The organism is Microvirga brassicacearum, assembly GCF_008757455.1.
Taxonomy (GTDB): Bacteria; Pseudomonadota; Alphaproteobacteria; order Rhizobiales; family Beijerinckiaceae; genus Microvirga; species Microvirga brassicacearum.
The window spans coordinates 1-11818 of record NZ_VCMV01000046.1 but is presented as its reverse complement, the minus strand read 5'-3'; the positions used below and the strand labels follow the sequence as shown (position 1 = coordinate 11818).

At 59.8% G+C, this 11818-nt stretch carries 6 protein-coding genes and 2 pseudogenes; 2 read left to right on the top strand and 6 right to left on the bottom strand.

What is annotated here, in order from left to right; translation table 11 throughout:
* A partial coding sequence (locus FEZ63_RS20320) for a YihY/virulence factor BrkB family protein (RefSeq protein ID WP_150947909.1) occupies nt 1-853 on the bottom strand: 853 nt, incomplete at its 3' end.
* A gap of 234 nt (nt 854-1087) precedes the next feature.
* On the opposite strand from FEZ63_RS20320, the gene FEZ63_RS20315 reads away from it, so the two are divergent.
* Nucleotides 1088-1474, top strand: a complete 387-nt coding sequence (locus tag FEZ63_RS20315) for a hypothetical protein (protein ID WP_150947908.1) — start codon at nt 1088-1090, stop codon at nt 1472-1474.
* Nucleotides 1475-1930: 456 nt separating this feature from the next.
* Here FEZ63_RS20315 and FEZ63_RS20310 read toward each other — a convergent pair whose 3' ends face one another.
* The 5 genes and pseudogenes from FEZ63_RS20310 to FEZ63_RS20285 form a co-directional block, all read right to left on the bottom strand.
* Nucleotides 1931-2467 carry a hypothetical protein gene (locus FEZ63_RS20310; protein ID WP_150947906.1) on the bottom strand — a complete coding sequence of 179 codons (537 nt, stop codon included), beginning with the start codon at nt 2465-2467 and terminating at the stop codon, nt 1931-1933.
* A gap of 638 nt (nt 2468-3105) precedes the next feature.
* Nucleotides 3106-3591: pseudogene (locus FEZ63_RS20300) on the bottom strand (dihydrodipicolinate synthase family protein); the annotation flags it as partial.
* 331 nt (nt 3592-3922) lie between these two features.
* A pseudogene (locus FEZ63_RS25800) lies at nt 3923-4438 on the bottom strand (adenylate/guanylate cyclase domain-containing protein); the annotation flags it as partial.
* 404 nt (nt 4439-4842) lie between these two features.
* On the bottom strand, nt 4843-5406 hold the full coding sequence (locus tag FEZ63_RS20290; protein WP_150947899.1) for a group I truncated hemoglobin: 564 nt from the start codon (nt 5404-5406) through the stop codon (nt 4843-4845).
* An 823-nt stretch (nt 5407-6229) separates the two neighbouring features.
* The gene (locus tag FEZ63_RS20285) at nt 6230-10219 is read right to left on the bottom strand and encodes a BTAD domain-containing putative transcriptional regulator (RefSeq protein WP_162419802.1); all 3990 of its coding nucleotides are present in this window, start codon (nt 10217-10219) and stop codon (nt 6230-6232) included.
* A gap of 260 nt (nt 10220-10479) precedes the next feature.
* On the opposite strand from FEZ63_RS20285, the gene FEZ63_RS20280 reads away from it, so the two are divergent.
* A complete protein-coding gene (locus FEZ63_RS20280) occupies nt 10480-11160 on the top strand; it encodes a Cif family virulence factor (RefSeq protein WP_150947895.1) in 681 nt (226 codons plus the stop codon).
* Nucleotides 11161-11818 lie beyond the last annotated feature (658 nt).

Below are 11818 nucleotides of genomic sequence, written 5' to 3'. Positions count from 1 at the left end.
GCCATTGCGCTCGATCACGGCTCGGACCGTAGCGATAGAGCACTGCCAGGCCTGCGACCACGCACGCCAGAAGAATTGGCCAACGACCGAGCCGCAACGCCCACTCCACGCCGGATCCCAGGCCGAGCATCGCCACCGCGATCGGGAGCACGACAATGGCCGCTAGAGCGATCAGGACAAAGGCCAGAGCTCCGGCCGTAAACGCCAGGGAAACAGCGTTGAGCTTGAGGAAGCTTCGCTTTTCATCCTCGTCATATACGATGTTGAGGGCATCGAAGATTGCCTTCATGCCCGCGTTGGCACTCCAGATCGCGATGAGCAGACCGAGTAGGAAGCTCACGCCAAGCGTCCCGGTTCCCTGCGCGGCAATGCGCTTAACCTGTTCGCCAACTATCTCGAGGGCTCCGCCGGGTAGGATCTCCGACAGGGCGCCAAGGTGTTCCTGAATGGTGTTCGGATCGGCAAAGAGGCCGTACATCGAAACGAGAGCCGCGATAGCCGGGAAGATTGCCAGAAGGGCGTAATAGGTCACGCCAGCCGCAACGGCCATGATCCTGTCCTTACCGACCTCTTCGTAGGTCCTCCATAAGATATCTTTCCAGCCACGCGGCGGGATCTTCTCCGGGCTGCTGGCGTGCCTTCCAATGCCTCTTTCCTGCTGCGCGCGCTTGGAATCCGCGTGCTGCTTGTCGGCAAACCCGGCGGAGGCGTCTCTCTCTCGGGAGCGATCCGACGGCGTGTGTTCTCGCGGCCCCAGAAACTTCAGGATCAGGAGCCCGAGAACGGCTGCGCCAATAGTGCTCGTGGTCGAGGATGATCGCTCGCTTTCGGGAGAGTTGAATTCGGAGGTCATGAGACTTCGTGCTCCCGGTGACATCAGTTGGTCGCCTTCAACAAAGTCGGCTGGCGGGTAGTTCCTTTGGGGCGGGGATCCGTAAGAGTGCGGGGTGCTGCAATAGCCCAAGCTCTGTGCTGGCGTTCACTTCGCTGAACGGCCTGACAATCCGCAAGTGCTAGAAAATTTCGCCTTCATCAGGATGGCAGGGAAATCCGTGGGTCACAGCACATTCGGTCAGGAGGATCAATCGTGACTGTCCCGTATCTGAGATACGCGATAGTTCCAATCACCATCGTGAAGCGCCTCATTCTCGGCCTGGCAATCGCCACTCTGTCTCTCTCTCCGTCCATGGGACAGGAAACGACTGTCACGCTCAAATCCACCGGTCTCATGGGCTGCCGCTCTTCCTGGGACTGGGAGAAGGCCCGGGCGCTGATCGTCGCCAAGGACAACGCTGCCTTCGGCAAGTTCTCGGATGACAAGCTCAAGAGCGGCGATTGCATCATGTTTCTCAAGGGGACGGAGATCTCGGCCGACAAGATGGAAGGCACCAGCGAATGCCTGCGGGTCAAGGGCACCGTAGAGTGCTTCTGGAGCTATCCAGTCGTCTGGCTGGAGAACGCCAAGCAGCGCTGAAGCAGGTTAACTTCCACCAGGCCAACGGTTGAGAAGTAAATCGATCTCTAATCCAGATCCAAACATCCGTCTAAATAGCATTTAGGTCACGGGTTTATAAACGGTTCACTTCCGGTTCACTCCAAAACCGAAAGTCAACCAGTTTCCGTACTTCAGGGCCCGTCGCCAGACGAACTCGGGCGAGCGTGGGTGCGATCGACGGTCGAGTGGCCGCGGAGTTTCCTTAACGCAGCGCGCATTTCCGAGATTTCTTGCCCCAAGTTCAACTCGGCCGCCGTCGTCTGGGACGAGGGCTCAATTCGTTCCTAGGCAGGAAGCTCGGCGACGAACGTGAACATCTTGCTCGGCACGAAAATCCACGCTCGATTTCCCTCGTTGGAACGTGACGTGACCCTTGATGGAGAAACGGGGTGATGCAGTCGAGCAGGAGTGCGCCGGGAATGGAGTTGGACGATACTAGACCAATCCGATTATTCGGAGGGCCTCGGCGACCTCGGGATGCATCTCAAACAGAGCATGATCCGTCCTAGGATCGTTGGCGTCGAGCTGCTCCACGATCGAGCTCATAAAGAACTCAGTGTCATCAACTCGTCTATCAAATGCGAGACCTAAGGTCCTTCCAATCTCTGCCTCAAGGCTCCCGTAATTCGCGTTAACCTCCTTGTATCCGTCCCACCCTGCGACTGCCGCTAGTTGTGTCATCGTCATTGGTCGCTTGGAATGTGCTTTGAGCAATTTGGCATGGTGCTCCCGCGGAGGGTTGGCCGCGAAGAAGCGGACATACTCATCAACGGTGCCGATGTTTTTCGCGCGGCGCCTGACGGCGCTTTCCGCGAACATGGCATCGACATGAGCCCTGGCTGCTGCGACGGCGCCAGCGAATGTTGCCCCTTCCGCAATATGAAGCCGCTTTTGACCAGCAATGATCGCGACCTGGGATTTCCCGGCGGCCGTTCGCCCTCTCAGAAGGAGACCTCTGTAGTTCTGGTCCATTCCATGCTCATCTATATCTGGTTGCGGCGGACGAGTTTTACGGCAGCGGCCTGACACCGCTAGTCCTATTTAGAGGCAGCTCCCGCCCGCAGGTAGGCATGAAGGCCAGCAGTCCCGAAGGATGGAGGCCGAAGAGGTCGTAACGGCGACCGTACTGCGTCCTGTCGTTCGAGGAAGTCGCTGCCCAGCGCGCACGCTGCGTGATTCATCGCTTCGAGGGCGGATATCCCGAGTGGAAGGCCGCCGGGCTGCCGACTGAGGCAGCCATGACAAGCCATGATTGCAGTCGGCGCGAGCTCGTGACTCCTAAACATCCCCACTGAAAACCATTCGCCTGGGCAATGCGTACGACTCTTCCGTCACTCTGACGGCGAACCGCTGACGCCATTTTAGATGAGCCTCGCGATGTCGCTCTAACGCCTGGGTTTTAAGGTTTTGCTTGCCGTCACTGCTCGCGCGGACCAGATCAGCCACTTTAATATCTCGGTTCGATCGCTATCGGCACATCTCGGAAGTAGCGCAATGGTCGGCTTGCTGCCAACAAGCAGACGTTAAATGTAAGCTTGAACGATCCACCGTTGACCCGGTGCAGACCTTCCGTGGCGAGTTCACGGCGTTCACGGAGCACGCTGAACCGATTAGGGCCGCACCAGCTCTGACAACGCACCCAACGCTGCTGCCACGCGCCGATGATCGGCATCTGTGAGGGGCAGGATTGGCCGCGGCGGAGCCGCTTCGCACAGCGAGAGAATGTTGGCGGCGGCATACATCACGCGGATGCTGCCAAACTCCTTGAACAGTTCCCACAGCGGCTGGAAGTAGCCATCGATGCGGCGCACCTCGGTCGCGTCTCCGGCTTGGGCGGCCCGAACCAGCTTCAGAGCTGGCTCGGGGAGAAGCCCCCCTACGACGCTGTACCAGGCGTCTCCTCCGGCGAGCAATCCATCCGCGGCTCCCCAATCACCGCTGTAGCCGATGGCAAAGTCGCCAAGGGTATCCTGCCTCAGACGGTCCAGTTCCGCCTTGAAGCACATGTTCTTCGGCAGCGGCATCTTCACCGCCTTGATGTTCGGAACAGCGGCGAGGCGCCTCAGAAGGGCCTCGCTGAACGTGAAGTGGGCCGAGACGCGGACGTGGGAGCCGCTCCGGCGCACGCTGCCACTGAGGATGTAGCGAACGCCCAAGCGACGGGCGACCTGCGACCTGCTCTGTCTCGACGGCTTTGGCCTTGAACGCGAAGGAGGAACTGCGGGATGTGACGAACAGCCAGCGGGTTTTCGTCAGGGCCGTGATGATGTCGTCCGTGATGCCATCAGCGAAGTACTCCTGGCTGGGATCGCCGCTCAGGTTGGCGAACGGGAGAACGGCAATGGAAGGTTTATCGGTCTGGTTTTGGGTCGGCCGGGCGGCCGTCGGCTCGCGGGGCGAGATGTCCGCCGCTTTCAAGGCATAGACGTGGATGGGCCGTGCGATGTTCTTGAGGCGCTGCTCCCCCAGATCCTCGAACGGGAGGGATAGCTTGCCCTCAAGCTCGTCGAACACCTTGCCGGAGATGCAGATGCCGCCGGGATCGGCCATGCCCTCCAAGCGAACGGCAATGTTCACACTATCTCCCAGAATGTCCTCGTCCTCACCGACAAGAACATCGCCCAGGTTGATGCCCATGCGGAGCTGGATTGTCCTGCCCCCGGGTTGGTGCCGAGCGAGATCAGCGATTGCGCTCTGGGCCTCTACCGCGCACAGCACGGCCTCGACCGGACTGGCGAACTCCAGGAGCGCTCCATCCCCCATGGTCTTGACGACGCGGCCACGATGTCTCGTGGCGGCTGGCTCGATGATCTCCGACAGGATCGCCCGAATGGCCGAGGCCGCGGCTTCCTCGTCCGCTTCCATAAGCCGGCATGAGCCGACCACATCGGCAGCCAGAATGGCGGCGAGCCTGCGCTCGGATTTGGGACGCGGATCAGGCATCGACGTGTCCGCCCTCTCACGAGGAAGCAGTTTGCGCCGATCCTCGGCTTGGGTCTACCCGGCTTACGGGAGGCTGCCGCAGGGGCCCTTTGTCCCCGGATGCCCCGTTCAAATGGCCGCGGTTCGCACATAGTCTGGCATCCGCCCACCGGGCCTGCTTCGAGAACGAACGCGCGTGCTCGGCGCACCAGCAGGACAGGTTCCCAAGCGTATCTCGACCGGACATCGACACTTCAGCTCAATGTGCCGCCGGCGTCCTGGCCCAAAGGGACGAGCCATGGGGCGGGCTCGTTTCTGCTTCCGCAAGTACTTCGTGGTCACGTTGGGACGTGTTCAGGTCTGAATAGTCTTTGGAGTGACGTTCGATCCGCTATATCCATTTTCCCTGTGATAGCGGCTGAAGTTCAGCCGCGCTTGACGTAGCCAGCCGTGACCTCGTCCTTATGGGCTGCGAAGGCGGCCAAGACTTCGGCCTTCTCGCGCTTCGGAACCTTGAAGAAATCCAGGGTCCGTCCAAGTTCCGCGGCAACCGCATCGAATTCTGCGGGAGAGATCCGGAGGTCCCGGTGGGCCTCCTCCAGGCCGAGTGGCGTCGCGCCGGGTTTGGTGGCCGTGAACTGGAAGGGCCCACCTGCAGCGTTGCAGACCCATAGCGTCCGCATGAACTTGAGGCCGGGCAGTCTTTCCAGGTTCTTCGTGTGCCATTCCCGCAGCCGCGGGTTCTTGGACTTCTGGCCGACGATGGGGTTCCTCACGACGGCATCGCTGAAGTGATCCACCACCGCCGCAATCGCGAAGACGCCGCCGAGCCGCTCGTAAAGACTTGTCTCAGGCTTGTTCTCAGGCGCGGGTTGCTTGGCTTGGGCGTACGCGTGATCTGACCCCGCCAAAGCCACCGGGACGGCAGTCAGCGCAAGCCCTATGACCGCCCGTCGCCTTGTAAGAGACGTCGAAAAAAGCTGTGCCATGAATTCCTCCTGGGGCTGAGTCGATCTACGCTCGCAGCGAATGGCCGCCCGAGCGGGTTCGATCCAACATTCGATGCTACGGGGCAGGAGAAGGTTCCCGTCTGGCGAGCTTACCGGATGCACGGGTTATGGAAGCTCCTGATCCGAGAGCAGCGCCAGCAGATCGTTCCTTAAACAGCCTTTCGCGAAAATTCCATCCATCCTGAGTATGGGCTTGGTTTGAGCTCTCCGGCGAGGGCACCAAGCGTTAGATTCAATCCACTAGATGCTTGGATGACGCGGAATGCCGTTGGCGCTGCACTCCATAAGGCCCGTTACCCGAAAAAACGGTCTTACCCGAAATTGTCGCCGTAAGCCATTGATGGATATAGCACGCAACCGACTCCAGGCTCGGAAGGTCTCAAAATGGCACACTCCGGAAGTACGTCGAACGTCCGCTTCGCGGCGCGAACCAGAGATTAGAGAAGCGCGCCGAATAACCGCTCCTGGCACGTGTCCGAAGTACCGCTTTGGTCAGCGTATAGGCGGCAAGCGGACGTTCCTTGTAAACTCTCGACGTCGAACTTTGACCCTGAGCAGACAATCGCGGCCAACAGGACGTTCATGCCATTTGATTTCGGTTAGGTCTCTTGCTGACCAGAGCCGTCAGCTTAAGGTTTTCGCAAGTTATGGTCAGGGACAGAAAGATCCCAGCCCCGTATGAAGATGCTTGTGCAAAGAGCTTTTCGAACAGGCCCGCAAGCGAAAGGTCCGAATTCGCCTCGACCTTTTTGCACCAGGTCATAGACTGCCATAGGAGCGAAAGGATTGCTGACTACTATACCTACCGTATTTCCGCTTCGACTTTCGCAACCCAGAATGGCGCGTCCATCTTACGGAAAGTCAACAAAGCCGTGTTGAGGGGCGCGTTAACTCCCTTGCTCGGACCATTGCGCTGGTAGAGCTTGCCAAGCCCAAAATTGCAATGAGCTACGACCGGGCTCATGCCCAGTGAGATCGCGCGCACTAACGCACTGCGGTAGTAAGCCTCGCCGCGTTCGGCATGCCGCCGATCTGGGTGGGTAGCGATGTCTCCGAGCAGCTGCAACGCATGAGCCGCGAACCCGGGTTGGCGCTGCGAGAACGCGAGCGCGCGATCTCCTAGCTGCTGCGCATCGTCGAGACGTCCCAGAATCAACGCAGTTCGGCCGAGCCACGTATAGAACCATCCGAGAGTGCCGGTTTGTTTGTTTTCCGCGTGACGCTTGAGAAGCTCCTCGCCTTCCCTCAACTGGCTCAGCGCCTCGTCGACCTCGCCGAGCTGCGCAAGGCACCAGGCGGAGAGACCGGTCGCCAATGGACGGAGTGGAATGACGTTAGCCGCCGTCAGCACCGCATTCGCATGATCGAGCCGGGGACGAGCTTGTGCCCATTCGCCTCGTAGAAGGTGAAGGCAGCCTACTGCCAATTGAGCCCAGCCCACGCTGTATGCATGCTGCGTCTCCGTGGCAAGCCGCATTAACTCGGCTAGAGGTTTGGCCGCCTGAGTAAACCAGCCAAGCTCCCCCAGGCTGATGATGAGGCGACCTCGGTCGTAAATCGAAGGATGGGTTGCGAGTCTGTGTTCCAGAGATGCCGAATCTGTGAGGAGCGCGGCCAGGTTCGTGGTGGCGAGGGCCACCACGCGTTTGTGTTCGCCCCGGTAGAAATGAACTTGTTGAAGTATGGTCCTTGCGTGAATGCACCGTGCATGATCATCGAGGCGCTCCACGGTCTTCAATGCGCGTCTGCCTGCCAGAAGGGCGTCGTCCAATTCGCCGATCAGCGCGTGGGTGATCGCCTTAAAGCTGTGGACCTGCCCTTGCCTGTGATCATCCTTCAGCCGTTCAGCGAGGCGATCGGCCTCGCGCAGGCGGAGAAGCGCATGCGGGATCTCACCCAGCTGGATCAGGGCCTGTGGCAATTCAAGGTGAATGTCCAAGGCTTGCACCAGAGTTGATCGGCTCTCCGGCAGCGAGGCTAGGAGTGTCAATCCCCGTTCGAAAAACTCGATGGCTTCGCGGTTGGCCCCTCTCTCATAAGCAACCTGACCGGCCTTGACCCAATGGACGATTGCCTCGCTGGCAAGTCCCGCCTCAGCGAAATGGTGGGCGACGACCTCTGGCAGGCGGTCCGCCACTGATGGGAACTGAGCGATCAGCGTTTTGGCGATAATTGTATGGAGCTGCCGCCGAGGTCTTCTCAGCATCGTGGCGTAGGCGGCGTCCTGGACCATCGTATGCTTGAAGGAATAGATAGCAGTGGGAGGCACCCCGCGGCGATAGACGAGGCCGGCGTTTGTCAGTCGCTCAAGCGCCGCGTCGAGATCCATCGGTGTCAGGCCTGACACGGCCGCGACCAGCTCGTACGAGAACTCCCGTCCGATCGTGGCGGCCGTCAGTGCCACGTTTTTGGCCGAGCCAAGCCTGTCCAAGCGAGGCATGAGCGAGGCCCGCAGCGTCGTTGGCACTGCGATGGAATTCACCCAGTCCGTCGTCTCGCTCTGCAAACCGCTCTCGAGGACCGACCTCGTCAGTTCCTCGATGTAAAGCGGCACGCCGTCTGAATGCAAAAGGATCTGCTCGACGGTTGTGCTAGGAAGAGCTTTGCCCTGAGCCATGCTTCCGATGATGGCGGTGGCGTCACGGCGGCCGAGGCGGCTCAGAGGGAGCATGGTGACATTTCGCAGACCGAGCCACGTCGGTTGAAACTCCGGGCGGAAGGTAATCACCAGCAGCACCGGAAAGTCCGCGATGCGAAGGATGATGCGGTCTAGCAACTCGAGCGAGGTCGGATCGATCCAATGGACATCCTCGAACACAATCAGGAGGGGAGCTCTTGCTGCGACGCCTTCGATCTGTTCGAGAAGCACTGTCAGCGTCAGCTCGAGCTTCTGCTGCGGGCTCAAAGCGGGCGGAGCGTCGTGCTCCTCGAGCGGCACCGCCAAGAGATCGGCGACAACAGCCGCATCGCGTGACAGATTCGATGCGGTCGGCGCGAGTAGCTGCTCTAATCGAGAGAGTTTCGCACCGGCGCTGCTGTCCAGTCGAAAGCTTGCGACCCGCTCGAGTTGTTCAATAATCGGATAAAGGGCGCTATGCGTGTGGTGGGGGGAGCAAGAAAACCGCAGGCAGGAGTGCGGCTCTTCCTTGATACCGGCCTGGAGGCTCTCTGCCAGCCGTGACTTTCCAATACCTGGCTCGCCGGACAAAAGTACGACCCAGCCCTCGCCGGCCTTGGCCTGTTCCCAATGGCGCAGCAGCAGGTCCATGTTCGCTTGACGCCCGGCAAGAGGCGACAGCTCGCCCCCTCGGCGGGCCTCGAACCGGCTGACACCGATTGTCTCTCCGCGAACTTGCCACGCCTGAACCGGTGCATTTTTTTCCTCCGGGTCGATCGAGGGAAGCACGCGGTACTCGAATAATCGTCCCCCGAGCTGGCGCGTGTTGGCATCGACGACGATCTCGCCCGGTGAAGCCGTTACTAGCAGCTGACTCGCGAGGTGGTGCGTCTCGCCGATCACAACATGCTGCCGTATATCGCCGTGCCCCGGCTGTTCGCCAACGACAACAAGTCCGGTGGCGATGCCGACGCGCGCTTGGAAGTTTACGCCGCGAGCTGCTTTCAGAGTGTCTACCAGTTGGAGAACTGCAAAGCCGGCGCGCACGGCTTGTTCGGCATCATGCTCCCGAGCTTCAGGGTAGCCGAAATAGATGCACACGCCGTCCCGGATGTGCTGGGCGACCAATCCGTTAAATCGGGCCCCTACTTCGTCGACCCGTTCGTGAAATTCGGCAACTAAGTCTTGAGCATCTTCGGCGGCGAGCTGCCCTGAGTCCATCAGTGAGCTGACGAGACTGCACTGCATGATCGTCAACTGCCGCTGCTCGGGACGGGGAGAGCGACCCGCAACCGCAGACGGTGCCGCATCGCTGCCATCGCAATCACGGTCCTCCTTCTGCCTGAGCGTCGTGCTCATCTTCTCAAATGGCCGGACGGGACCTTCGTGCGAACCAGACTGCACCGGAGCCTGATCGACGATCCTGTTGCCAGCCGGTCGGCTGCTCGTCAGCTGCGCCCTACCGAGTTCAGCGACGATCAATTTCGTGGCGGCATCAGGCTCTATACCCAGCTCGCGCCCGAACAGCGCAACAATCCCTTGATAATGCTTGATCGCTTCGGCTTTGCGTCCGGCGGCCGCCAATGCATGTATGACGAGCCGGTGGGCGTCTTCGCGGAAGCCGTCGATAGCCACGGCGCGCGTGGCTCTATCCAGCGCTTCATTCGCGTGCCCGAGTGCGAGTTCAAGCTGCCCCAGTCTCACTAATGCATTTAGTGCGAGGCCCTCAAGCCGCCGTCGCTCGTCCGTTAGCCATTCTGTCCAGGCTTCCTCCCGAAGAGTCATATCGGCCAGAAAATCGTTCTTGTAGAGGTCAACCGCTCTTCCGAGCGCGGATAAGCTGCCTTCGCGGATCAGCGCTCTGAAAACTGCGACATCGCAGTCGATCGCGCTGGGTGCGAGCCAGACTGCATCGTCGTTGCCGATAAGAACGTTTGGGCCGAACACCTGTCGCAGTCGATAAAGAGCCTGACGCAGATTCTGTTGCGCCTGGGTATTAAAATGGGACCCCCACAGCAGAGTTGCCAGCTTCTCTCGCGACTGTGGCCCCGGCGCGGTGCAGGCCATATACGCCAACAGAGCCGACAGCTTCTTGTTTGGCAGGTGAATTGGTCCGCCTGGCCCGGTTAGCTGGAAGCCATCCAACAGCGATAGCATGAACGGCGGACGTGACACCTGGCAAAGTCCCTCTAAGCGCGGCGCTCCACCGACGTCACAGCCGAGCCATTCTATACCGTAGCCATATTGAGACAAGTTTTAACGCAGCAGTAACGCTCGGCTGACGCTGGGATCGACGTCCCGCGTCCAATGTCGTTCGAGGAGGGCAGCAACAGAGCCTGGGTCGGGCCGAGGCGATGCTGTCTCCAAAGCTCGAGTAACCGTGCGCGCATGGCGCAACAACCCTCTTCGGGTCGTGATCTATATAGGAGATTTCCATGAGAACCGTCTCGAAAATGCTTGTTGCATCGATGCTATGCACCGTAGTCTCTCCAGCATTAGCAACCCCGGACGAGGAGGTCCGAGACATAATCACGGCCTGGGCACAAGCCTATACGGATGGTGATTACAACAAGATATCGCAGTTCTACGATCGTTATGCCCGGCTGCATGGTGTGGACACCGCCGATCTGATCGGACCGGAGGCAATCAGCGAGCATTACTACTTTGAGAGGGGGCGCAACGCGCTGCAGTCCGTGAAGCTCGGTGAGATCAAGTGCTACTCATATGATGATGCGACCGCCGCTTGTACCGGTGACCTTGAAATGAATGCCAGTAAACGAGCAGGCGAACGTTCGAGCCAACCTTCGCAGTTCAGCATGGCTTTCGCCTATGACGAAGGTTCCAGACGTTGGGTGATCCAAGACCACCGGGTGCAGCGCGGGATCACCACTTTCGAACCGGCTCTTGCCCAATGCGGCTCTACGCAGGTGCTACAGGTAGGAAGAATGGGTGGAAATTCGGAGCAAGACACCTTTGGCCTCTTGTGCGGGCCTAGTGGTGCCGCTCGGAGATACGTCACTAGTCCGCCATACAACGAAATCCACCAGATGGGGGCGGCTTCGGGCGAGAGCGAAAAGGACACTTTGGGCTATCTGCATACGGCAGGAGCTCAGTAAAACCCTCCCTCGGCGGCCTGATCTCGCTGGCGAAGATCACCTAGGATCTCAACTTCAACAATCGCCGGCCCGGGAACGGCGCCGCCCTCTACGAGCAATTCCTCGCCAGGCTGCCGGAGATCGACTTCACCCACACCAATCCGATGTGGAATTACTATGGGCTCACCGAAGACGAGCGGCAAGCTGCCGGGCTGCCATCTCTGGCGGAGTATCTCCCCGAGGACTGTGGGGTCGCGAACCGCGATACCGGCTCGATGCTATAATTCGCTGGGCGGCGAAGCTGCCAAGCCGCCGGGAGAGCCGGTGCTTGATTGGTCGCTGGCTGGTCGCTGATCAAGGCCCAGAGAACGAGACGCTGAACAGGCGCTCCGTTAGCCACGCGCTAGGAGACGTGCAGCCTCTCGTGGCGAACTCCTCTAGCTCTGGAGAAGCCCGTACGACTGACGGATTTCTGGCGCGTTCTGAGCCATCCTTAAAGGACGGCTATTGGCACATTCCGGAAGTACATCGAACGTCCGCTTCGCGGCGCGAAGCGGACGTAACCGTGGCGGGCCTACAATGTCTGTTCCTGGCACATTTCCGAAGTAGATCCTCGTCGGCTTCCGCTTACTGTCGATAAGCAGACGTTCACTGCGAGCTTCGAAGGTCAAACTCTGAC

Bases quoted from the DNA above. Each gene is read 5' to 3' on its own strand.
- FEZ63_RS20310 (WP_150947906.1), bottom strand. From the start codon at position 2,467: ATGGACCAGAACTACAGAGGTCTCCTTCTGAGAGGGCGAACGGCCGCC.
- FEZ63_RS20290 (WP_150947899.1), bottom strand. From the start codon at position 5,406: ATGGCACAGCTTTTTTCGACGTCTCTTACAAGGCGACGGGCGGTCATA.
- FEZ63_RS20280 (WP_150947895.1), top strand. From the start codon at position 10,480: ATGAGAACCGTCTCGAAAATGCTTGTTGCATCGATGCTATGCACCGTA.